The organism is Streptosporangium nanhuense (genome assembly GCF_059358815.1).
In genome coordinates this window covers 1042426-1064765 of record NZ_JCADBG010000001.1, presented here as the reverse complement: position 1 = coordinate 1064765, position 22340 = coordinate 1042426, and the positions used below count along the sequence as shown (strand labels likewise).

The 22340-nt window shown below is 72.4% G+C and carries 19 protein-coding genes; 10 read left to right on the top strand and 9 right to left on the bottom strand.

The features are described 5' to 3' along the window. Positions 1–56: 56 nt before the first annotated feature. The 8 genes from zwf (at position 57) to AC5L38_RS04365 (ending at position 10187) form a co-directional block, all read left to right on the top strand. Positions 57–1532 carry a glucose-6-phosphate dehydrogenase gene (zwf, locus tag AC5L38_RS04400; RefSeq protein ID WP_495241438.1) on the top strand — a complete coding sequence of 492 codons (1476 nt, stop codon included), beginning with the start codon at positions 57–59 and terminating at the stop codon, positions 1530–1532. A gap of 68 nt (positions 1533–1600) precedes the next feature. Then, positions 1601–3496, top strand: a complete 1896-nt coding sequence (gene edd / locus AC5L38_RS04395) for a phosphogluconate dehydratase (RefSeq protein ID WP_495241437.1) — start codon at positions 1601–1603, stop codon at positions 3494–3496. Between the two features lie 55 nt (positions 3497–3551). After that, the gene (locus AC5L38_RS04390; RefSeq protein ID WP_495241436.1) at positions 3552–4508 is read left to right on the top strand and encodes a glucokinase; all 957 of its coding nucleotides are present in this window, start codon (positions 3552–3554) and stop codon (positions 4506–4508) included. Beyond that, complete coding sequence (eda, locus tag AC5L38_RS04385; protein WP_495241435.1) at positions 4505–5116, top strand: bifunctional 4-hydroxy-2-oxoglutarate aldolase/2-dehydro-3-deoxy-phosphogluconate aldolase; 612 nt, start codon at positions 4505–4507, stop codon at positions 5114–5116. The genes AC5L38_RS04390 and eda overlap by 4 nt, the downstream gene beginning before the upstream one ends. Before the next feature lie 283 nt (positions 5117–5399). Continuing rightward, on the top strand, positions 5400–6647 hold the full coding sequence (locus AC5L38_RS04380; RefSeq protein ID WP_495241434.1) for a TIGR03118 family protein: 1248 nt from the start codon (positions 5400–5402) through the stop codon (positions 6645–6647). Positions 6648–7890: 1243 nt separating this feature from the next. Continuing rightward, positions 7891–8511, top strand: a complete 621-nt coding sequence (locus AC5L38_RS04375; protein ID WP_495241433.1) for an AAA family ATPase — start codon at positions 7891–7893, stop codon at positions 8509–8511. A 67-nt stretch (positions 8512–8578) separates the two neighbouring features. Further along, complete coding sequence (locus AC5L38_RS04370) at positions 8579–8905, top strand: cupin domain-containing protein (protein WP_495241432.1); 327 nt, start codon at positions 8579–8581, stop codon at positions 8903–8905. Between the two features lie 154 nt (positions 8906–9059). Further along, a complete protein-coding gene (locus AC5L38_RS04365) occupies positions 9060–10187 on the top strand; it encodes an AI-2E family transporter (protein WP_495241431.1) in 1128 nt (375 codons plus the stop codon). Between the two features lie 66 nt (positions 10188–10253). Here AC5L38_RS04365 and AC5L38_RS04360 read toward each other — a convergent pair whose 3' ends face one another. Both AC5L38_RS04360 and AC5L38_RS04355 read right to left on the bottom strand, forming a co-directional pair. Continuing rightward, entirely contained in the window at positions 10254–11105 is an 852-nt protein-coding gene (locus tag AC5L38_RS04360; RefSeq protein ID WP_495241430.1) for a LacI family DNA-binding transcriptional regulator, read from the bottom strand. 41 nt (positions 11106–11146) lie between these two features. Beyond that, positions 11147–11638, bottom strand: coding sequence for an Lrp/AsnC family transcriptional regulator (locus tag AC5L38_RS04355; RefSeq protein ID WP_495241429.1), 492 nt, complete (start codon positions 11636–11638; stop codon positions 11147–11149). Positions 11639–11751: 113 nt separating this feature from the next. Here AC5L38_RS04355 and AC5L38_RS04350 point away from each other — a divergent pair, with 113 nt between their 5' ends. After that, positions 11752–12222, top strand: coding sequence for a DUF2000 domain-containing protein (locus AC5L38_RS04350; protein WP_495241428.1), 471 nt, complete (start codon positions 11752–11754; stop codon positions 12220–12222). Between the two features lie 23 nt (positions 12223–12245). Here the strand turns inward: AC5L38_RS04350 and AC5L38_RS04345 are convergent, their stop codons facing one another. From AC5L38_RS04345 to AC5L38_RS04315, 7 genes are all read right to left on the bottom strand, one after another. Next, on the bottom strand, positions 12246–13097 hold the full coding sequence (locus tag AC5L38_RS04345) for an ABC transporter ATP-binding protein (RefSeq protein WP_495241427.1): 852 nt from the start codon (positions 13095–13097) through the stop codon (positions 12246–12248). 89 nt (positions 13098–13186) lie between these two features. Further along, positions 13187–13999 carry an ATP-binding cassette domain-containing protein gene (locus AC5L38_RS04340; RefSeq protein WP_495241426.1) on the bottom strand — a complete coding sequence of 271 codons (813 nt, stop codon included), beginning with the start codon at positions 13997–13999 and terminating at the stop codon, positions 13187–13189. Next, positions 13996–14862: an ABC transporter permease gene (locus tag AC5L38_RS04335; protein WP_495241425.1), complete on the bottom strand. Its 867-nt coding sequence runs from the start codon at positions 14860–14862 to the stop codon at positions 13996–13998. The genes AC5L38_RS04340 and AC5L38_RS04335 overlap by 4 nt, the downstream gene beginning before the upstream one ends. Continuing rightward, positions 14859–15824, bottom strand: a complete 966-nt coding sequence (locus AC5L38_RS04330) for an ABC transporter permease (protein WP_495241424.1) — start codon at positions 15822–15824, stop codon at positions 14859–14861. Before AC5L38_RS04330 ends, AC5L38_RS04335 begins: the two co-directional genes overlap by 4 nt. Continuing rightward, positions 15821–16063: a hypothetical protein gene (locus AC5L38_RS04325; RefSeq protein ID WP_495241423.1), complete on the bottom strand. Its 243-nt coding sequence runs from the start codon at positions 16061–16063 to the stop codon at positions 15821–15823. Before AC5L38_RS04325 ends, AC5L38_RS04330 begins: the two co-directional genes overlap by 4 nt. Further along, entirely contained in the window at positions 16063–17625 is a 1563-nt protein-coding gene (locus AC5L38_RS04320) for an ABC transporter substrate-binding protein (protein ID WP_495241422.1), read from the bottom strand. Before AC5L38_RS04320 ends, AC5L38_RS04325 begins: the two co-directional genes overlap by 1 nt. A gap of 336 nt (positions 17626–17961) precedes the next feature. Further along, positions 17962–18414: an Lrp/AsnC family transcriptional regulator gene (locus tag AC5L38_RS04315; protein WP_495241421.1), complete on the bottom strand. Its 453-nt coding sequence runs from the start codon at positions 18412–18414 to the stop codon at positions 17962–17964. Between the two features lie 111 nt (positions 18415–18525). Here AC5L38_RS04315 and AC5L38_RS04310 point away from each other — a divergent pair, with 111 nt between their 5' ends. Further along, entirely contained in the window at positions 18526–22032 is a 3507-nt protein-coding gene (locus AC5L38_RS04310; protein WP_495241420.1) for an indolepyruvate ferredoxin oxidoreductase family protein, read from the top strand. The last annotated feature ends 308 nt before the right edge of the window (positions 22033–22340 follow it).

Below are 22340 nucleotides of genomic sequence, written 5' to 3'. Positions count from 1 at the left end.
ATCTATACCTAATTTCGATAGATCACTACTGGTAGATCACTACGGAGCGCCGCCCCATGTCTGAGACCCCGCAACCCGCCGACCTCATCGTCTTCGGCGGCACAGGCGACCTCTCCATGCGCAAGCTCCTGCCCGCGCTCTACCACGCCGACCGCGACGGGCGTCTCGCCCCCGAGACCCGGGTGATCGCGATGTCCCGCGGCGGGCTCGACGACGCCGACTTCCGCGGCAAGGTGGACGCCGAGGTACGCGGCTCGGTGCCGGTGGACGACCTCGACACCTGGCAGCGCTTCCTCGGCCGCCTGCACCACGTCACCGTCGACATCGGCGGCCAGGACCCGACGGGGTGGGCGAGGCTCGCCGGGATGCTCGGCGGGCACGAGCACCGCGACCGGGTGTTCTACCTGGCCAGCCCGCCCATGACCTTCGGCCCGTTCTGCCGGGAGGCGCACCGCGCCGGCCTGGTCACCCCCGCCTCGCGGGTGGTGCTGGAGAAGCCCCTCGGCCGCGACCTGGCCAGCGCGCTGCGCATCAACGACGAGGTCGGCGCGATCTTCGAGGAGCGGCAGATCTACCGCATCGACCACTACCTCGGCAAGGAGACGGTCCAGAACCTCCTCGTGCTCCGGTTCGCCAACGCGTTCCTGGAGCCGATCTGGAACTCCCTGTGGATCGACCACGTCCAGATCACCGTCGCCGAGACCGTGGGCACCCCCGGCCGCCGCGGCTACTACGACCACGCGGGCGCGCTGCGCGACATGGTGCAGAACCACCTGCTCCAGCTGCTGTGCCTGGTGGCGATGGAGCCGCCGTCGCGCAACGACCGCGAGTCGATCCGCGACGAGAAGGTCAAGGTCCTCCAGTCGCTGCGGGCCGTCACCGGCGGCGAGGTGGACCGTTTCACCGTACGCGGCCAGTACACGGCGGGCGAGTCCGGAGGCGTCCGGGTGCCCGGCTACCTCGACGAGCCCGACAACACCGCGCCCACCGAGGACTCCCGCCGGGTGGAGACCTTCGCCGCGATCCGCGCCGAGGTGAAGAACTGGCGCTGGGCCGGGGTGCCGTTCTACCTGCGGACGGGCAAGCGCATGCCGAACCGCTGCTCGGAGATCGTGGTGCAGTTCAAGGACGTGCCCCACTCGATCTTCCCGGGCAGCACGCCCAACCGGCTGGTGCTGCGGCTGCAGCCGAGCGAGGGCATCCAGCTGAACATCATGGCCAAGGAGCCGGGCGCGGGCGAGGTGGCGCTCAAGCCGGTCCCGCTGAGCCTCAGCTTCGCCGAGACCTTCACCGGCCGGGTGCCCGAGGCCTACGAGCGGCTGCTCATGGACGTCCTCACCGGCAACCCGACCCTGTTCATGCGGCGCGACGAGGTCGAGGCCGCCTGGCGGTGGATCGACCCGATCCTCGCCGAGTGGGAGTCCCAGGGCACCCCGCCCGAGCCGTACCCGGCGGGCAGCGCGGGCCCGGCCTCCGCCCACGAGCTGGTCGGCCGCAGCGGCCGCGTCTGGCACGAGGAGGGGCAGGCGTGAGCGCGCGAGCCGAACAGCCGGACCCGAACGACCGAGAGAACCATGCCGACCACGACCGAGGAGGCCGGATGCATCCCGTGATCCAGGAGGTGACCGACCGTCTGGTCGAGCGCAGCCGCCCCAGCCGCACCGCGTACCTGAACCGGCTGCACGCGGAGGCAGAGGCGGCCCGCCTGCGCGGGCCCGCCAGGGCGAGCCTGGGCTGCGCCAACCTGGCGCACGGCTTCGCCGCCGTGGGCGAGAGCGACAAGCGGGACCTGCGCGCCAACGTCAAGCCGGGCGTGGCGATCGTGTCGAGCTACAACGACATGCTGTCGGCGCACCAGCCGTACGAGGCCTACCCGGCGATCCTCAAGGCGGCCGTCAGGAAGGCGGGCGGCGTCGCGCAGTTCGCCGGGGGCGTGCCCGCGATGTGCGACGGCGTCACCCAGGGCCGGGCGGGCATGGAGCTGTCGCTCTACAGCCGCGAGGTCATCGCGATGGCCACCGCGATCGCGCTCTCGCACGACATGTTCGACGCCTCCCTCATGCTCGGCGTCTGCGACAAGATCGTTCCAGGCCTGCTGATCGGGGCGCTGCACTTCGGCCACCTGCCCGCGATCTTCGTCCCCGCCGGGCCGATGACCTCCGGCCTGCCCAACAAGGTCAAGGCCCGCACCCGGCAGCTGTTCGCCGAGGGCAAGGTCGGCAAGGACGAGCTGCTCGACGCCGAGGCGAAGTCGTACCACTCCCCCGGCACCTGCACCTTCTACGGCACCGCCAACTCCAACCAGGTCATGATCGAGGTCATGGGCCTGCACCTGCCCGGCTCGACGTTCGTCAACCCGCGCACCGAGCTGCGCGAGGCCCTGACGAAGGCGGCGGGCAGGCGCGCGGTCGAGCTGACCGCGCACGGCCCCGAGTACACCCCCGTCGGCGAGGTCGTCGACGAGAAGGCGATCGTCAACGCCTGCGTGGCGCTGCTGGCGACCGGCGGCTCGACCAACCACACCATGCACATCGTCGCCATCGCCGCGGCGGCCGGCATCGAGCTCCTGTGGGACGACCTGGCCGCGCTGTCGAAGGCCGTGCCGCTGCTGACCCGCATGTACCCCAACGGCCAGGCGGACGTGAACCACTTCCAGGCCGCGGGCGGCATGCAGGTGCTCATCGGCGACCTGCTGGACGCCGGGCTGCTGCACGGCGACGTGCTGACGGTCGCCGGGCACGGGCTGGACCACTACCGCTCGGCCGCCGAGCTGAAGGAGGGGGAGCTGATCTGGGAGGAGCGCACCGAGGGCAGCACCGACCTCGACGTGCTGCGCCCGGTCTCCGACGCGTTCTCCGCCGACGGCGGCATCCACATGCTCGACGGCAACCTGGGCCGCGCGGTCAGCAAGGTCTCCGCGGTCAAGGACGAGCACCTGGTCATCGAGGCCCCGGCCAAGGTCTTCGACGACCAGCTGGAGCTGCTGCGCGCCTTCGACGCGGGCGAGCTGGACGGGCAGGACTTCGTGGCGGTCATCCGCTACCAGGGGCCCAGCGCGAACGGCATGCCCGAGCTGCACAAGCTCACCCCGCCGATGGCGGTGCTGCTGGACAGGGGCCAGCGGGTCGCGATCGTCACCGACGGCCGCATGTCCGGCGCGTCCGGCAAGGTCCCGGCCGCCATCCACCTGTCGCCCGAGGCCGCCGACGGGGGGCCCATCGCGCTGGTGCGCGAGGGCGACCCGATCCGCCTCGACGCGGCCGCCGGAACCCTGGAGCTCCTGGTCCCCGCCGGGGAGCTGGCCACCAGGTCGCCCCAGGGCGCGCCGCTCACCGACGCCCAGTGGGTGGGCACCGGCCGCGAGCTGTTCGGCGCCTTCCGCCGCGCGGCGGGCCCGGCCGAGCGCGGCGCGGGCGTCTTCGCCCTGAACGGCCACGCCGAGGCCGTCGCGAACGGCACCCGCCCGGCGACCGCCCAGAGCGGGATCCGTGCGTGAGGACGCACACCACCATCTTCTCCTTCACCCCCGAACGACCCGCGAAGGAGATCATGTGAGCCTCCCCTGGCTCGTCGCCGACATCGGCGGCACCAACGCCCGGTTCGGGCTGGTCACCGAGCCCGGTGGACAGCCCGAGGCGGTGGCCGTGCTCGCGGGCGCGGAACACGATGGCCTACCCGAAGCCGTAGCCGCCTATATCGCAGATCATGCGAGCGGAGTTCAGCCGGGAGCCGCGTGCGTCGCGATCGCGGGGCCCGTGGAGGGCGACCGCTACCGGCTCACCAACGCCGGGTGGACGGGGTCGGTACGCGACCTGGGCATCCCGAACGCCTGGCTGCTCAACGACTTCGAGGCCCTGGCCGCGTCCCTGCCGTACCTGCGGGGCGACGACCTGGTCTCCCTGGGCGGCCCCGAGCCCTCGCACGGCGTCAAGGCCGTGCTCGGCCCCGGGACCGGTCTCGGCGTGGGCGGCCTGGTGCCCGCGGCCGAGGGCTGGGTGCCGATCCCCGGGGAGGGAGGGCACGTCACCGCACCCGTCCTCGACCGGCGCGACCACGAGATCGTCCGGGCACTGCGCGCGGACGGCCTGGAGCACGTGGTGGCCGAGCACCTGCTGTCGGGGCCGGGCCTGTCGCGCCTGCACCGGGGGCTCGCGCTCGTCCACGGGACGGACGCGCCGACGCTGTCCGCCTCCGACATCGTGGCCCGGATGGACGACTCGCTGTGCGCGGAGACCATCGAGGTCTTCTGCGCCATGCTCGGCACGTTCGCCGGGAACGTCGCCCTCACCCTCGGGGCGCGGGGCGGTGTCTACCTGGGCGGCGGCGTGCTGCCGCGTATCGTGGACCGGGTCCGCTCCAGCGACTTCCGCCGTCGCTTCGAGGCCACCCCGACCCTGAACGACTACCTGTCCGGCATCGCCACGTCGTTGATCGTGGCGCCCCAACCCGCCCTGACCGGCGCGGCGGCCTGGCTGAACCAGCGCCTGTCCACCCTGGAGTACGCATGAGTCTGCTCGACATCGCCCCGGTCGTCCCGGTCGTCGTGATCGACGATCCGGAGACCGCGGTCCCCCTGGCCCGCGCCCTGGTCGCGGGCGGCCTGCCGGTCATCGAGGTCACCCTCCGCACCGCCGCCGCGCTGGACGCCATCGCGCGCATCGCCGCCGAGGTCCCCGAGGCGGTGATCGGCGCGGGCACCATCCGCACCCCGGCCGACGTGGCGGCCTCCGTGGCGGCCGGTTCCAAGTTCCTGGTCAGCCCGGGAACCACCCCGGGGCTGGTCGACGCCATGGAGGTCAGCGGCGTGCCGTTCCTGCCGGGCGTGGCGACCGCGTCGGAGGTCATGGCGCTGGCCGAGCGCGGGGTGACCGAGATGAAGTTCTTCCCCGCCGAGGCCGCCGGCGGCCTGCCGTACCTCAAGGCGCTCGGCGGCCCGCTGCCGCAGGTCAGGTTCTGCCCGACGGGCGGCATCAAGCTCGCGACGGCCCCCGACTACCTCGCGCTGCCGAACGTGGGCTGCGTGGGCGGGACCTGGCTCACCCCGGCCGACGCGCTCGCCACCGGCGACTACCCGAGGATCGAGAAACTGGCCGCCGAGGCGGCCGCCCTCCGCTGATCCTCCCCTGCCCCTCCCCTGGTTCTCACCGCTCGGCGGTACCTCGCGAGACCCCGCGGGCGCGTCCTCTCCTCCCTTGGCGCGCGCCGCGGCCATGAGTCGCCGTGACCCGGTGTGACGCTCATGGGAACCGGCCCGTGGCCGCCCGACCGGGCGGTCACGGGCCGCCCTTTTCGGCTCTCCCGGCTCCGCCCAGGTCCGGGCCGTTCAAAACGGACTGAACCGCGCACGGACCCCACGCGTATCTCGCGGCGAAAGGCACTCCCTCACAGAGGAGCCATGAATGCGAGTACGCATCGTCACGATCTGCGCCACGGTTCTGGTCATGGGCGTCGCCGGTACGGCGTCCGCCGGGACCCACCAGGCGCAGGCCGGAGCGAAACAGACCAAAGCCGGCAGCGGCCCGGAGAAAGCCGGCGGGCAGACCCTGCGAAACCATTTCGCGGTCACCAACCTGGTCTCGGACGTCAGCGGCCGGGCCGCGGTCACCGACCCCACGCTGGTCAACCCGTGGGGCCTGGCCATGGGCAAGACCCTGTGGGTCTCGGCCGCGGGCACCGGCCTGGCCACGGTCTACTCCGGCGGCGCGGGCACCGTGAAGCAGGAGAAGACGCAGGTACGCGTCCCCGGCGGCAGGCCCACCGGGCAGGTCGTCAACAAGGGCGAGGAGTTCGTCGTCAAGGGCCCCGGCGGCTCCGGACCGGCCACGTTCATCTTCGCCAGCCCCAGCGGGGCGATCACCGGCTGGAACGCCGAGGCCGACCCGGACGACGCGATCATCAGCGCGTTCGTCAAGGGCGCCGACTTCAAGGGCCTGGCCCTGGCCGAGACGAACCGGGGGGCGATGCTGCTGGCCGCCGACTTCGCCCACAACAAGGTCCACGTCTTCGACGGCGACTTCGACCGGATCTCGTTCGGCCGCCGCGCGTTCCGGGACCCCGGCCTGCCGGAGGACTACGCGCCGTTCAACGTGGAGGTCGTGGGCAACTCCATCCTCGTCGCGTACGCCAAGCGCGACCCCGAGACCGGCAAGTCGGTGGCCGGGCAGGGCAAGGGGTTCGTCAGCCAGTTCAACGGCTCGGGCCGGTTCGTCGGCCGCTTCGCCGCCCGCGGGGCCCTCAACGCGCCCTGGGCCATGACGCTGGCCCCGAAGGGCTTCGGAGCCCACTCCGGCGCCCTGCTGGTCGGCAACTTCGGCGACGGCCGGATCAACGCCTACAACCCGCGCAACGGCCGCCCGCTCGGCCCGCTGCGCACCTCCGACGGCAGGGCCATCACCCTGGGCGGCCTGTGGGACCTGGAGCCCGGCACCGAGGCCGTCGGCGGCACGAACGCCCTGTGGTTCAGCGCGGGCAGCGACGGCGGCACGCACGGCCTGCTCGGCCTGATCAGGCCTTCGGGAGCGGCCACCTCCTCCAACTCCCCCACGGGCAACGCGTCCCCTTCGCCCTCCTCCTCGCACCCGAGTTCCCACAACTCCGGTTCCAACAACAACTCCAACTCCAACAACTCCAACAACTCCGGCTACTGAGCTCGTCCGTGGTGCCCCGGTGTGCACGCCGGGGACGACACGGCTGCCGCTCTTTCGTGCGGCGGAGTGAGAGACAGACGGCCCTCGCGGCGGATCGGCGCTCGGCGAGGTGCCCGCGTCAGGTACCGCCGGACGGGCGGGAACGGAGTTCGTGAGAGCTCGAAAGCCTGTGGAGACCCGGTAAGACCATCTCGGTGGCCCAGGTCGGTGAAGCAGGAAGCCTCAGAGGTGCCGCGGGAGCGGCACGGGCTGGACCCTCGGCGCGCACGCCGAGGAGCGCGTCGATGACGAATCCCCGACGGGCGTCAGTGCCCGGGGTATCTCCGGCGGCGCCGGCACTCCCACACCAGCGGGCCGCGAGGCCGAGCCGACAGGCCGGCTCGCGCGGATCGCCGGGGGTGCCGGCGCCGCGGCGCGTCCGGACCGGTGGTCGGTGGCCGGTGGCCGGTGGCCGGTGGCCGGTGGCCGGTGGCCGGTGATCGGTGGCCGGTGGCCGGGAATCGGTGGCCGGTGGCCGGTGGCCGGTGATCGGTGGCCGGTGGCCGGGAATCGGGACTTCCCGCTCCCTCCGGAGAGCCCCGGCGCGACGTCGTCCGGGAGAGTCACCCGCCGGTGACCGCGCCACCGCCCGCTTTCCTTTAACCTTGAACGAACGAGGGGAGTACTTCCCAAGAACCGGCCCGGTCAATACGGACGTCCTGTGGCGTCCCCGGACGGTCGCCCGTGAGGTGCGGGTGAAGGAGACCTCGAATGGCCGAGCGCATTCGAGGAGCGAGCATGCCCCTGACAGTCCACCCCCCCTCCGGGCACCACCTCACCGGCGTTCCCCCGCCACGGCACCCTCCCCTCCGGGGCCGTGTTGCCGGGGCATCCCGGATTTCCCAAATATCCCGGACATCCCGCGTTCGCCGGGCGTTCCCTGCCAGCCGGATGTCTCGTGTCCACCGGGCGTTCCCTGCCCGCCGGATGTCTCGTGTCCACCGGGTCTTTCGGGTCTTTCCGCGCGACGCCCCTCCTCGCCGTACCCCCGCGGCGACCCGTCCCGCGGCCGTCGCCGGTTCGTGCCGTTCCGGCCGCCGCCCGCCGGCATCTCCGGACGCGCCTCACGAGTAGCCCTCGGTCCGACCTTCGCCAGGTTCGTCCCCTCCGGTGACCGCCGGATCGACGGCCGACTCGATTCCGCCACTGGAAGGCTGCGAGACGCAATATGAGAGAAGTTCCCCATACCAGCGAGGTGCACGTGATGGCCAGCACACCGGCCGGCCGGTCCTCCGTCGAGGATCTGCGCTATCCGGCGGGATCGCTGGTGCTCCTCGCCGGGCTCCCCGGCGCGGGCAAGAGCACCCTGCTCGACCGGCTGTACGGGCTGCGCGGCGACGAGAGGGAGCCGGTGCGCGCCGGTGAGGCCCGCGTCATCGACTCGCGCCAGTCCCGCAACTGGTGGGCCCGCTACCTGGGCCCGGTCCCCCCGAGGGCCCGCATCCCGCTCGTGCACACCACCCACGTGGTGCGGATCGCCCGCGCCCTGCTGAAGGGGCACTCCGTCGTCGCGCACACCCGCGGCACCTGGCCGCACATCCTGTACGGGTTCGCCTGGCTGGCCCGCAGGGTCGGCAGCGAGGTCCACCTGATCCTGCTCGACGTGGAGCCGAGGCTGGCCCGCGAGGGGCAGCTCTCGCGCGGCCGGGTCGTCACGAGCGCGACCTTCGCCCGGCACTGCCGCCGCTGGCGAGTGATCATCGATCGCGCCCGCGGCGGAACGTTCCCTCCGGCCGCGAGTGTCACGATCCTCGACCGTCCCGCCGCCGACCTGCTCAGGGCCATCCGTTTCGACGAGCGGCCCCCCACGCGGCGGGACGGATGACTTTACCTTCGCCTGACTCTGCGCCTCACCCGCCCAGGGCAGGTTCAGAGCGACCGGAAGGAACCGAATGATCGACGTACTGGCTCTCGCCGCGGAGCACCTCAACCTCGCCAGGGCGAGCTCGCACGGCCGCAGCGCCCACACCTACCTCAACGAGGGCACCCTGCGTCAGGCGATCATCGCGCTGACCGCGGGAACGGCCCTCGGCGACCACGACGCCCCACCGGCCGCGAGCCTGCACGTCCTGTCGGGGCGGGTCCGGCTCATCGACGACGAGCGGACCGTCGGGCTCGGCGCGGGCCAGGCCGCCCCGATCCCGCAGCGGCGGCACTCTCTGGAGGCCGACGACGACTCGGTGGTCATCCTCACCAGCGTCGTCAACATCGGCGACTGAGGACGCCCGCGCCGCCCGCCCCTCGTCGGCCAGGGCCGGGGCGATCAGGGGTACGTCCGGCCGGGACGGCCAGGTTCGTCCCGGGTTCGTCCCGGTTCCGTCCCGGTTTCCCTCGCGGGTGCGGGCCTGATCCGACTTTGTCTAGGGTGTTCTCGTGCCTGCCACGCTGAACTCTAAGAAGACCCGCGCCGCGCTGCGCACCTCGGCGCGCATCTCCCTGGAGATGCTGCTCGTCGTGTTGATGGCCTCGGTGGTCCTGTGGATCCTGGGCCAGATGTGGTCCGTCATCTGGCCGCTCGTGATCGCCCTGCTCCTGACCACGCTGACCTGGCCCGTGACCCGCTTCCTGCGCCGGCACGGCTGGCATCCCACCCTGGCCGCCTCGGTCGTGACCGTGCTCTTCCTCCTGGTCGCCGCCGGCACCGTGGTGCTGATCGCCGTCCCGGTGGCGTCCCAGTCGGGCGAGCTGGCCACCGGCGTGGGCAACGGCATCAAGCAACTGCGCGACTGGGCCTCCGGGCCGCCGCTGAACCTCGGCGACGACCAGCTCAGCAAGGCACTCGACACCGCGGTGACCCGCATCCAGGCCAGCGTCGGCAGCATCGTCACCGCCGCCCTCACCGGCGTGGGCACCGTGGTCAACGGCCTGATCACCACCGTCCTCGCGCTCTTCCTGATGTTCTTCTTCCTCAAGGACGGCCCGCGGTTCCTGCCCTGGCTGACCCGCCAGCTCCCCGGCCGCCTCGCCACGGACGTGCCGGCCCTGGCCACGCGCGGCTGGAACACCCTCGGCTCGTTCGTGCTCTCCCAGGCCTTCGTGGGCCTGCTCGACGCCGTCTTCATCGGTCTCGGCCTGTGGATCGTGGGTGTGCCGCTGGTCCTCCCGCTGGCCGTGCTGACCTTCGTGGCGGCGTTCATCCCCATCATCGGGGCCCTGTTCGCCGGTTTCGTCGCGGTCCTCATCGCGCTGGTGTCCAACGGCCTGACGGACGCGCTGATCGTGCTCGCCATCATCGTCGCCGTGCAGCAGCTGGAGGGCAACGTCTTCCAGCCCATGGTGCAGAGCCGCGGTCTCGGCCTGCACGCGGCGGTGGTCCTGCTGGCGGTGACGCTGGGCGGCAGCCTGGCGGGCATCGTGGGCAGCCTGCTCGCCGTGCCGGTCGCCGCCCTGATCGCCGTGGCCTGGGACTATCTCCGCGAGCAGCTCAGCGACCCGTCGCCCCCGCCCCCGCCCGCGGAGCCGGACACCGGGGCGACCGTCCCCGCGAAGAAGCCCGCCTGACGCACGCGCCGCCCGCTCGGGCCCGCGGCGACGTCCGGGCCGCCGGGGGCACGTGGGCGGCGGGGCTCACATGGGCGGCGGTGCCGTCGAGCGGCGCGTGACGAGTCTGGGCGTCACGGAGAAGCGCACCGCCGACACGCGGCCCTCGATCCGTTCCAGCAGCAGCCGTCCCGCCGTGCGCCCCATGACCGCCCCGTCCTGGTCGACGCTGGTCAGCGCGATGTTGGGCAGGGCCGCGAGCAGCGTGTTGTCGTAACCGGCGATCGAGACGTCGCCGGGGACCGACAGGCCCGCCTCGTGGACCGCGGCCAGCGCGCCGATCGCCGCCTGGTCGGCACCGGCGAAGATCGCGGTCGGGCGCGGGGAGCGGCTCAGCAGCTCGCGCGTCCCGTCGTAGCCGCCCTTCTCGTGGTAGAAGGCGGTCGCGACGGCGATCTCGTCGCCCAGCCCGTGCTCGCGCATGACGCGCCGGTAGGTCTCGGCCCTGATGATGTGCAGCAGGTCGTCCGGCTGGGCGATGCTGTTGTCCTGGTGGGTGATGTGGGCGATCCGGCGGTGCCCGAGCTCGATCAGGTGCCTGACGACCGCCTCGGCGCCCGTGTCGTCGTCGTCGAAGACCGAGTCGTAGACCGTCGACTTCTCGTGCCGCGCCAGCACCACGGTCGGCGTCTCCCGCGCCACCTCCTCCATCCGCGTCCTGGAGGCGAGGGGGGCGACCATGATGATGCCGTCCACCTGCCGGTCCACCAGCGCGTCGACCGCCTGCCTCTCGACCTTGCGGGTGACGCCGCCCTGAACCATGATCGGCTGATAGCCGGTGCCGTCGAGCCGCTCGCAGAGACCGTCGAGGATGTCGGCGAAGAACGGGTTCCTGATGTGCGGCAGCACCATGCCGATCGTGAAGGTGCGCCCGCGCATCCCGAAGAGTTCGCGGGCACGAGAGACGCGCGGGCGCGCGTTCAGCGCCGGCGGGTCCGCGGCGGGCTGTGCCGCTCGGGGGGCAGGACCTCCACGGAGGTCTTGCGGATGTGGTCGTAGACCAGCGAGGTGCGCACGTCGGCGATGTTGCGGTGCCGGGAGACGTGGTCGAGGACGAAGTCGCGCAGGTGGCCGGTGTCGCGCACGGCCACCTGGATGATGAAGTCGTCGCCGCCGGACACCACGAAGACCGCGAGGGTCTCGGGGAGCGCGGCGACGTGGTCGCGGAAGCCCTCGACCGCCTCCCTGATCTTCGGGTGCAGCCGGACGTTGATGAGCGCCTGGACCGGACGGCCGATGGCCGCGAGGTTGACCTCCGCGTGGAACCCCTCAATCACCTGCCTGCTCCGCAGGGACCGCACCCGCTCCAGGCAGGTCGAGGGCGCGATGCCGAGCCGCTCGGCCAGCTCGCGGTTGGTCTGGCGGCCGTCACGCTGGAGTTCGGCGAGGATGGCCGTATCAAGTTCGTCCACGGACACATTTTCCCACGAATCCCCGAACCTTCTTCGGAAAGAGCGAGACGGAGTTGTGATACCTACGGAGTGGGTGCGAGCGTCCTCCCACAAGTTCGGAGAGAGGAACGCGAATGACCATGACGGCCGACTGGATCGACACCCTCGACCGCCGGACCGACCTGCCCACCCGGCGGCTTCCGGTGAAATGGGTGATCGTGATCGACCATGACCTGCCCCGGGGCCTGCAGGCCAACGCCGCCGCCTGCCTGGCCGCGTCCGTGGGCGGGGCCGTTCCCGCGATCCTGGGCTCGGCGGGCACCGACGCCTCCGGCCACGCCCACGCCGGGCTGCCCTGGACCGGGTGCACGGTGCTGGCCGCGCCCGGCGACGTCGTCCGCCGGGTCAGGAACGAGGCGGCGGGGGAGGCCGAGCTGGTCGTCGCCGACATGGCGGCCATCGCGCAGCGCACCAACGTCTACGACGAGTATCTGGCCGGGCTGGCCCGCGCCGACGGCGAGGACCTCTCGTACTACGCGGTGAGCCTGCTGGGCCCGCGCCGGACCGTGGAGCGCCTCACGGGCAAGCTCCCGCTGCTGCGCTAGGGCGGGCGCGGCGGGGAGAGCCGTCAGGCGGTGGGGAGTCTCGGCACGCTGTCGATCAGGCGCCGGGTGTAGGGGTGGCGCGGAGAGCCGAGCACGGTGGCGGTCTCGCCCTGCTCCACGATCCGGCCGCGTTCGAGGACCGCCGTGTGGTCGCAGAGCATCGCGACCACGGCGAGGTCGTGGGAGACCATCACGACGGTCAGCCCGTGGCTCTCGCGCAGCTCGGCCAGCAGGTCGATGACCCGTACGCGCGTGGAGACGTCCAGGGCGCTGACGGGCTCGTCGGCGAGCAGGACGCGGGGCTCGCACACGATGGCCCGCGCGATGGCGACCCGCTGGCGCTGGCCGCCGGAGAACTCGTGCGGGTAGCGGCGCGCGGCGTCGGCCGGCAGCCCGACGGCCTCCAGCGCGGCGGCGACGCGCAGGTCCGCGGCCGAGGAGTTCCACCGCGCCGCCGGTACCAGCCCGAGCGAGCGGAGCGGCTCGGCGACGATCCTGCCCACGCGCTGCCGGGGATCGAGCGAGGAGTACGGGTCCTGGAACACGGTCTGCACGCTGCGGCGGAACGCGCGCATCCGCCCGCGGTCGCGCGGCGACAGCGGCGTCCCGTCGAAGAGGATCCGCCCCGCGGTGGGCACGGCCAGGCCGAGCAGCAGGCGCAGCAGCGTCGTCTTGCCCGCCCCCGACTCCCCCACCAGGGCCGTGCTACGCCCCGGCAGCACCTCGAAGGAGACGTCGGAGAGCACCGGGGCCGCCGCCCCCCGGTAGGCGAAACCTACCTGGCGTGCCTCCAGGACGGGCCGGACCGCCTCGCCCCTGACGCCCCCGGTCCGGTCGGCGACGTCCGGCCCGTTCTTCGCATCAGCGGCGGGCACGGCGGGTGCGGTGGGTGCGGTGGGTGCGGTCGGCGCGGCGGGCCCGGACGGCTCGGTGGGTTCGGACGGCTGGTCCGGGAGGGGCCGGGTCAACGGTTCGTCCAATCCAGTGCGTTGTCGAGGTGCCGGGCGCCCGCCACCAGCGACCGGGTGTACGGGTGGCGCGGCGCGTCCACGATCTCCCTGACGGTTCCCGACTCGACGGCCTCGCCGTCCTTGAGGACGAGGACGCGGTCGGTGATCCCGGAGACGACCGCGAGGTCGTGGCCGATGAACAGCAGGGCCATGCCCCGGGCGGTGACCAGGCCGCCGAGCAGGGCGAGCACCTCCGCCTGCACCGTCACGTCGAGGGCCGTGGTCGGCTCGTCGGCGATGAGCAGCGCGGGCTCGCAGGCCAGGGCCATCGCGATGGCGACGCGCTGGCGCTGGCCGCCGGAGATCTCGTGCGGGTACGCCCGCGCGACCCTGCCGGGTTCGGCGATCCTGACCTCCTGGAGCGCGGCGGCCACGGCGGCGCGCAGGGCGGCGCCGCGCAGCCCCCGCCTGCGCCTGATGGGCTCGGCGAGCTGGCGGCCGACCCTCATCAGCGGGTCGAGGGCCGTCAGGGGCTCCTGGAAGACGACCGACACCGCCCGGCCGCGCAGCCCGTTCAGGCGCCGCTCGGAGGCGCCGACGATCTCGGACGGGCCCGTGCCCGGCGCGTCCAGCACGACGCTGCCGGACGCGGTCATGCCGGACGGCAGCAGGCCCATGACCGCGAGGGCGGTCAGCGACTTGCCGGACCCGGACTCGCCGATCAGGCCGAGCCGCTCCCCCGGGCCGATCGTGAAGGACAGGCCCCTGACGAGGTCGTGGCCGTCGGCGGAGCGCACGCGCAGCCCCGTGACGTCGAGCAGGCTCATCGCGTCCTCCGCCGGGTCGGGTCGGCCACGTCCCTGAGGCCGTCGGCGATCAGGTTCACGCCGACGACGAGCACGACCAGCAGCACGCCGGGCGCGACGGCGCCGGCCGGGGCGGTGAGCACGGTCGCCTGGGCCTCCTGCAGCATGCGCCCCCAGGAGGCGTTCGGCGGGGGCGGGCCGAGCCCCAGGTAGGACAGCGACGCCTCGGCCAGCACGGCGAGCCCGAGCTGGAGCGCGAGGTTGACCAGCAGCGTCGGCCAGATGTTCGGCAGGACGTGCTCGGTCACCACGCGCGGCCAGGAGGTCCCCGACGTGCGCGAGGCCGTGACGAAGTCCTGGGCCAGCACGCGCTTGACGAGCACCCGGGTCAGCCTCGCCACGATGGCGGACATGCCCAGCCCGATCGCGAGGATCGCCGAGCCGAGCGACGCCGAGCGCACCGCGACCACGAGCATGGCCAGGAGCAGGGTGGGGAAGGCGATGAGGATGTCGAGCAGCACCGAGACCGTGTCGTCGAGCCACCGGGTGGCGAACCCGGCCGCGAGACCGGCGAGCAGGCCGAGGACGCCGCCGAGCAGGACCGAGCCGACGCCGACCGTCAGCGCGATCCGCGCGCCGATCATCAGCTGGGTGAGCAGGTCCCGGCCCAGCTTGTCGGTGCCCAGCGGGTGGGCGGCCCCCGGGGGCATGAGCCGGTTCCCGGAGGTGTCGTCCGGGGCGTACGGGAGCCACAGGAGGGAGACGACCGCGATGACGACGACCAGGCCGGCGAGCACGCATCCGATCACGAGCGTCGTGGACCTCGTGGACCGTCGTGACCGGGCGGGGGCATCCGGTACGGGGATCTCGGGCACGGCCTTCATCGCGGGCCTCCGGAGACGGTGCCGCGCAGCCGGGGGTCGATGAGCCGCTGGGCGAGGTCGGCGGCGAAGCCGATCAGCAGGACCGCGAAGGTGCTGACGAACAGGATGCCCTGGATCACCGGGTAGTCGTGCTGGGCGATCCCCTTGACCAGCATGCCGCCGAGGCCGGGGAGGGCGAACACGCTCTCGACGACGACGGCCCCGAGGAAGGTCGTGGCGAGCTCGATCCCGAGGACGGAGACCACGGGCACGGCCGCGTTGCGCAGGCCGTGCCGCCACATCGCCCCGGTGAAGGAGGAGCCGAGCGCCCTGAAGGTCCGCAGGTGGTCGCTGCCCAGCACGTCCAGGGTGGCGGAGCGGACATAGCGGACGAGCGAGGCCGACATGACGAGGGCGATCGTGACGACGGGCAGCGCCAGCGAGGTGAGGGCCGCGACCGGGTCGGCCCAGTCGTCCCTGGGGAAGCCCCCGGCCGGGAACGCCCTCAGCCGGAGCGAGAACACCGTGATCAGCAGCATCCCCACCCAGAAGGCCGGGACCGCGATGCCCAGCTGGGACAGCCCGCTGAGCAGGGACCCGTACCAGGTGCCCGCGCGGTGGGCGGCGACGAAGCCGACCGGTACGGCGACGGCGACGGCCAGCAGGAAGGACAGCAGGGTGAGCGGGACGGTGACGACCAGGCGGGAGGCGATCTCCGGGCCGACCGGGAGGGTGCTGATGAACGACTCGCCCAGGTCGAGGGTGGCGAGCCGTCCGATCCAGGTGGCGAACTGCTCGGGCAGCGGGCGGTCGGAGCCGATCTGGTGGCGGGCTGCCTCGATCTGCTCGGGGGTGGCCCCGACCGACAGCAGCGCGTTGGCGGGGTCGCCGGGCAGCAGGCGCAGCAGCAGGAACAGCACGACGCAGGCCAGCAGGAGCGAGACGACGAGGAAGGCCGCCCGCCGCAGCAGGTAAGTGATCATGACAGGGGGCTCCGTACCGGCGGGCACGCGCGCCGGAGCCCGGCCCGCCGCACGGGGCGGCGGGCCGGGCGGGCGGGGAGCGGTACCTGGCCCGCGAGGTGGCGGGCCGGGCGGGCGGAGTGCGCGGGGTGCGGTGCCTGACCGGTGAGGAGGCGGGCGGGGTGCGGTACCTGACCCGCGAGGTGGCGGGCCAGGCCGGCGGGGTGCGCCGCCGGGTCGGCGGGGTGCGGGCCGGACATCAGCCCTTCTTGATGCCGTAGGCGTGGAACTGCGAGTTGAGGCCGTTGACCGGGTAGCCCGACAGCGACGACGAGGCCACCACGATCTGCGGGTAGAGGTAGAGCCAGTCGCTGGCGGCGTCCTCGGCGATCTTCCGGTTGGCCTGCTTGAGCAGCTCGGTCTGCTGCTCGACGGTGTCGCTCTTCTCGGCCTCGTTCACCAGCTTGGTCACCTCGGGGTTGTCGTAGCCCCAGTAGAAGTCAGGGTTGCCGTACCAGACGACGTCGCGGTCGTTGACGTGCTCCTGCAGCGTCGCGGTGAAGTCCCGGTTCTTGAACACCTTGGTGTACCACTCGTCGGCGGTGATGACGTTGATCGTCACGTTGACGCCGATCTTGGCCAGCTCGCCCTTGATGAACGTGGCCGCGGTGGGGTGCGGGTCGTAGTTCGGGGTGTCGAGCGTGAAGTCGAACCCGTTCGGGAGACCCGCCTCGGCGAGCTGCTTCTTGGCCAGTTCCACGTCGTAGGGGTCGACCGAGGTGAGGTCCTCGTACCAGGGGTCGCTGGGCGGGACCATCGAGCCGATCGCCGTACCGTAGCCGCCCCAGACGGAGTCGAGCAGCTTGCGGTCGTCGATGGCGGAGCCGACGGCCTTGCGGACGAGCTTGTCGTCGAACGGCTTGGCCTTGTCGTTGAAGGCCAGCAGGAGCTTGGTCGTCGACCGGCCGTCGTTGACCTTGTAGTTCGGGTTGTTCTTGAACTGCTCCAGCGCGTCCGGGCTCTGCTCGCTGGTCACGACGTCGACGGCGTCGGTCAGCAGCGCGTTGTTGAGCGCGGTCGCCGAGGTGAAGTAGTGGAACACCACGCCCTTGTTCGTCGGGGCGGTGCCCCAGTAGCCGTCGAACGGCGTCAGGCTCAGCGTGGAGCCGCGCTTCCACTCGCCCAGCCGGTACGGGCCGGTGCCGTCCTCGGACTTCGCCAGGTCCTTCGCCGTGTCGTTGATGATCCAGATGTAGCTGAGGTTGTAGACGAACGAGATCGACTTTTCCTTCAGCTTCACGACGACCGTCCTGTCGTCGGGGGTCTCGACGCTCTCGACGACGGCGAAGTTGCCCTTGCGGGCCGACTGCGACTCCTTCGCGGTGACCCGCTCGATGCTGCTCTTCACGTCGGCCGAGGTGAGGGGGTCGCCCGAGTGGAACTTCACGCCCTCGCGCAGGGTGAAGGTGTAGGTGAGGCCGCCTGCGCCGACCTTGTGACTCTCGGCGAGCAGGTTCTCGACCTTGCCCTCGTCGGTCAGCTTGAACAGGCCCTCGTAGACGTTGCCGTTGAACGCCTCCGTCACGCCCTGCCCGCCGCCGCCGGTGTTGTCGAGGTTCTGCGGCTCGTAGAGCGAGCCGACCTCGATCGTCGCGGCCGGGTCGAAGGCGGCGGCCGACCCCGCGGGCGCGGCGCTGCCCCCGGAGCCGGAGCCGGAGCCCGAACCGGAGCCGGAGTCCTGGCCGGAGCCCGAGCCGCATCCCGCGAGGACGAGCGCGGCCGCGATCACGGCTCCGATGAACGGCGTCGTCTTCCTGTTCACTGTCTCTCCTGATGGCCGTCCGCGCCATCGGGCCGCACCAGCCGCACGAGAGGCGTGGGGGCCGTTGCGGGCATGGTTTCGGACAGCTCACTTCGTCGCGTTCGGCGAGGGCTCGCCGTGGGGGTTTCCTGCGGTACGGCACCGGCGGCGCGTCGTAACACGTCGTCAGCGCCTTCTCCGCTAATCCTACAGAAATAGTAGGCTTTTTCCAATTTCGGACAAAAATTGGCTTTACGGCCAGCCCTCTACCGGCGAAACGGCACAGCACCTCTCCGGGAGGCCCCGGTCCACGGCCGGTTCACGGCCGGTCGCCGGTCCACGACCCGGCCCGCAGGGTCACAGGGGCAGGACGCCGCCTGGCTTGAGGGCCTTCATCGCGATCTGCGAGGTGAGCTTGTCGAGACCGGGCAGGCGGCCGAGCCTCTCCAGGCAGAGCTGGCTGTAGGCCTCCATGTCGGGCACCGCCACCCGCAGCACGTAGTCGGGGCGGCCGAACATGCGCAGGCACTCCACCACGTCGTCGATCTCCATGACGGCGGCCTCGAAGGCGGTGACCGTCTCGGCGTCCTGGCCCTCCAGCTCGACGTAGGCGACGACCTGGAAGCCCCGGCCCACGGCCGTGGGGTCGATGACGGCGCGGTAGCCGGTGATCACTCCCGTCTCCTCCAGGTTGCGGACCCGGCGCAGGCACGGCGAGGGCGTCAGCCGCACCCGCTCGGCCAGCTCCAGGTTGCTCAACCGCCCCTCCACCTGCAGGAGACCGAGAATTGCGCGATCCGTCACATCCATGACATCGGATGCTAACGAGACACGCCAACCTTGGAAAGTTTGACATCGAGTTTCGTTCTACCTGGCATAACCTTGCGGCAACGCAGGAGCGACGACGACGGGACCCAAACCATGACGATCTTCGCAGACGCCCGTGAGATCTCCCCCGACGACCGCTACCTGCTCGACGAGGGCCAGGTCTTCATGACCGGCACCCAGGCCCTGGTCCGGGTGATCATCGACCAGATGCGCGCCGACAGGCTCGCGGGTCTCCGCACCGGCACGATGGTGTCCGGCTACCCCGGCTCCCCGCTCGGCGGCTTCGACCAGGAGCTGGCCCGCTCCCGCCGGCACACCGAGCCGCTCGGCGTGGTGCACCGCCCCGGGCAGAACGAGGAACTCGGCGCCACCTCCGTCTGGGGCAGCCAGCTCGTGCCCTCGCTCCCTCTCCCGCGCACCTCCGGCGTGCTGGGCGTCTGGTACGGCAAGGCGCCCGGCGTCGACCGCGCGGCCGACGCGTTCCGGCACGGCAACTTCGTCGGCGCCCACCCCGAGGGCGGCCTGATCGCGCTCTGCGGCGACGACCCGACCTGCAAGTCCTCCACCCTCCCCTCGGCGACCGAGGGCACGCTCGCCACGCTGGGCATGCCGATCGTCCACCCCGGCAGCGTCCAGGAGCTGCTCGACCTGGGACGCCACGCGATCGCGGCGTCCCGGGCGAGCGGGCTGTGGGTCGCGGTGAAGGCCGTCTCCAACGTCGTGGACGGCACCGGCACCGTGGACGTCGGGCATGACCGGGTCGTCCCGGTCATGCCCGACGTCGACTACCAGGGCAGGCCGTACCGGCACGTGCCCGACGCCACGCTGCTCACCCCGTGGTCGCTGGAGATGGAGCGCACGCTCGTCGGCCCGCGCCTCGACCTGGCCCGCGCCTACGCCCGTGAGAACGGCCTCAACCGCGTCACCGCCGACCCCCGCGACGCCTGGCTGGGCGTCGTCGCCTCCGGGACCGCCTACTACGACGTCCGCGAGGGCTTCCGCAAGCTCGGCGTCACGCCGGAGGAGGCCGGTGTCCGCCTCCTGAAGATCGGCATGCTCTGGCCGCTGGACCCGGAGATCGTCCGGACCTTCGCCCGGGGGCTGACGGAGATCCTCGTCGTGGAGGAGAAGGCCCCGCTGCTGGAGACCTCGGTCAAGGACATCCTGTACGGGACGGCAGGCGCCCCCCGCGTGCTGGGCAAGCTCGACGAGAACGGCGCGCCGCTCATCCCCCGGCACGGGGCCGTCGACGCCGACCTGGCCGCCAAGGCGATCGCCTTCCGGCTGCGCCGCCGGAGCCCGAACGGCCTGGACGGCCTGAACGGCCTCGGCGAGCAGGTGGCGAGGGGGCTCTCCGTCATCTCGCGCCCGGCGCCGCTGACACTGCTCACCCCCAAGCGCACCCCCTTCTTCTGCTCGGGCTGCCCGCACAACCGCTCCACCGCCGTCCCCGACGGCGCGCCCGTCGGCGCCGGGATCGGCTGCCACACGATGGTGGTGCTCAACCGCGAGGGCAAGGGCACGCTCACCGGCCTGACCCAGATGGGCGGCGAGGGGGCGCAGTGGATCGGCCAGGCGCCGTTCACCGACACCCCGCACATCTTCCAGAACCTCGGCGACGGCACCTTCCACCACAGCGGCTCGCTCGCGGTCAGGGCGGCGGTGGGGGCGGGCGTCAACATCACCTACAAGCTGCTCTACAACAGCGCGGTCGCGATGACCGGCGGCCAGACGATCACCCCGGCGCTGTCGGTGCCCGACCTGACCCGCTGGCTGGAGACCGAGGGGGTGCGCAGGGTCGTCGTCACCACCGACGAGCCCGAGCGCTACCGGGGTGTCAAACTCGCGGGCATCGCCGAGGTGCGCGACAGGACCGCGCTGGAGGACGCCCAGCGCGAGCTGGCCGCGATCCCAGGCGTGACCGTGCTCATCCACGACCAGCAGTGCGCGGCCGAGAAGCGGCGGCTGCGCAAGAAGGGCGACCTGCCCGACCCCGCCAGGCGGGTGGCGATCAACCAGCGGGTCTGCGAGGGCTGCGGCGACTGCGGGCAGAAGTCCGAGTGCCTGTCCGTGCTGCCGGTGGAGACCGAGTTCGGGCGCAAGACCGAGATCCACCAGTCGTCCTGCAACAAGGACTACTCGTGCGTGGAGGGCGACTGCCCCTCCTTCCTCACCGTCCTGCCCGCCAAGGGCAAGGCCGCCTCCAGGAAGCGTGCCCCGCTGCCCGCGCCGCCGGACATGCCCCTCCCCGAGGCGCGCACCGGGGAGACCTCGATCAGGCTGGTCGGCATCGGCGGCACCGGCGTGGTGTCGGTCGCGCAGATCCTCGGCACCGCCGCGATGCTCGACGGCAGGCGGTCGCGGGGGCTCGACCAGACCGGCCTGGCCCAGAAGGGCGGCACGGTCGTCTCCGACATCCTCATCTTCGACGGTGACGGCGACCGCTCGGCGCGGGGCGGCGCGGCCAGCGTGGACGCCTACCTGGCGCTGGACCTGATCGGTGCCACCGACCCCGCCCACCTGGCCGCCGCCGACCGCGACCGTACCGTGGCGGTGGTCTCCACCAGCCTGGTGCCGACCGGTTCGATGGTGCTCGACCCGGCCACCCACCTGACCGACACGGCCTCGCCGATCGGCGCGCTGGAGTCGCGGACCCGGCGCGAGCTGAACGTCTACCTCGACGCCGAGGAGATGGCGCAGGCGCTGTTCGGCGACCACATGCCGGCCAACACGATCATCGTCGGGGCCGCCTGGCAGCGCGGTCTCATCCCGCTCGGCCTGGAGTCGATCGAGCGGGCCATCCGCGCGGGCGGCGGCCGGGCCGCCGAGCGGACCGTCGCCGCCTTCCACTGGGGGCGCGCGGTGGTCGCCGCCCCCGAGGCCGTGGCCGCGGCGACCCGCCCCGCAGCCCCGGCCGCGCCGCCCCCCGCCCCGGAGGCGGCAGGCCTGGTCGACGCGGTCGCCGAGCCCGGCACCGAGCTGCACCGGATCCTCGCGGTCCGGGTGCCCGACCTCGTCGCGTACCAGAACGCGCGCTACGCCGCCCGGTACGCCGACGCGGTCCGCGCGGTCCTCGCCAGGGAGCGGGAGGTCTCCCCCGGCAGCACCGCCGTCACCGAGGCCTACGCCCGGCAGCTGCACCGGCTGATGGCGTACAAGGACGAGTACGAGGTGGCGCGCCTGCACCTCGACCCGGCCGAGCGGGCGCGGATCGCCGCCGAGTTCGGTCCCGGCGCGCGGGTCTCCTACAACCTGCACCCGCCGTTCCTGCGCGCCCTGGGCATGAGGCGCAAGCTCCGCCTCGGCCCCTGGTTCGACCCGGCCTTCCGCCTGCTGTACGGCATGCGCGTGCTGCGCGGCACCCGCCTGGACCCGTTCGGCCTGGGCGGGGTGCGCGGGACCGAGCGGGAACTCGTCGCCGAGTACACCCGCGACGTGCACCGCGCGCTGGACCACCTGCGCCCGGAGACCGGGGAGCGGGTCCGCGAGCTGGCCGAGCTGCCCGAGACGATCCGCGGCTACGAGCACGTGAAGCTGCGCAACGTGGCCGCCTACCGCGCCTCCGCCAGGGCCGTCCTCGACGAGCTGACCGGCGCCTAGGGTCTGTACGGACTCCGGATCTTCAGAGGGGTCGAAGGCCTCGGATCCACAAGATGGCTCCTCGTAGACGAAGACCGGCGAGGTAGCTTTCGGGGGGGCTTGTCGAAGCGGGCCGATTGATACGGCGTTCCGCCGTGTCGCGCTGCCTGTAAAGCTCGGCGGCGGCGTTCCAGCAGCCGGGTGGGCCGCTCGGGCGCGATCAGCCGGCGCCGGCTGAGGGGCGGGACAGAAGCCGGTGTCCGGCCTCGGCCGTACGCGGAACGTCTTGCCGAAGTCAGTAGGGCGAGCCTGCTGGAGACGGACGGCCA

Bases quoted from the DNA above. Each gene is read 5' to 3' on its own strand.
- AC5L38_RS04330 (WP_495241424.1), bottom strand. From the start codon at position 15,824: ATGATCACTTACCTGCTGCGGCGGGCGGCCTTCCTCGTCGTCTCGCTC.
- AC5L38_RS04375 (WP_495241433.1), top strand. From the start codon at position 7,891: ATGGCCAGCACACCGGCCGGCCGGTCCTCCGTCGAGGATCTGCGCTAT.
- AC5L38_RS04335 (WP_495241425.1), bottom strand. From the start codon at position 14,862: ATGAAGGCCGTGCCCGAGATCCCCGTACCGGATGCCCCCGCCCGGTCA.
- AC5L38_RS04350 (WP_495241428.1), top strand. From the start codon at position 11,752: ATGACCATGACGGCCGACTGGATCGACACCCTCGACCGCCGGACCGAC.
- AC5L38_RS04340 (WP_495241426.1), bottom strand. From the start codon at position 13,999: ATGAGCCTGCTCGACGTCACGGGGCTGCGCGTGCGCTCCGCCGACGGC.
- AC5L38_RS04310 (WP_495241420.1), top strand. From the start codon at position 18,526: ATGACGATCTTCGCAGACGCCCGTGAGATCTCCCCCGACGACCGCTAC.
- AC5L38_RS04360 (WP_495241430.1), bottom strand. From the start codon at position 11,105: ATGCGCGGGCGCACCTTCACGATCGGCATGGTGCTGCCGCACATCAGG.
- AC5L38_RS04370 (WP_495241432.1), top strand. From the start codon at position 8,579: ATGATCGACGTACTGGCTCTCGCCGCGGAGCACCTCAACCTCGCCAGG.
- zwf (WP_495241438.1), top strand. From the start codon at position 57: ATGTCTGAGACCCCGCAACCCGCCGACCTCATCGTCTTCGGCGGCACA.
- eda (WP_495241435.1), top strand. From the start codon at position 4,505: ATGAGTCTGCTCGACATCGCCCCGGTCGTCCCGGTCGTCGTGATCGAC.
- edd (WP_495241437.1), top strand. From the start codon at position 1,601: ATGCATCCCGTGATCCAGGAGGTGACCGACCGTCTGGTCGAGCGCAGC.
- AC5L38_RS04325 (WP_495241423.1), bottom strand. From the start codon at position 16,063: ATGTCCGGCCCGCACCCCGCCGACCCGGCGGCGCACCCCGCCGGCCTG.
- AC5L38_RS04380 (WP_495241434.1), top strand. From the start codon at position 5,400: ATGCGAGTACGCATCGTCACGATCTGCGCCACGGTTCTGGTCATGGGC.
- AC5L38_RS04315 (WP_495241421.1), bottom strand. From the start codon at position 18,414: ATGGATGTGACGGATCGCGCAATTCTCGGTCTCCTGCAGGTGGAGGGG.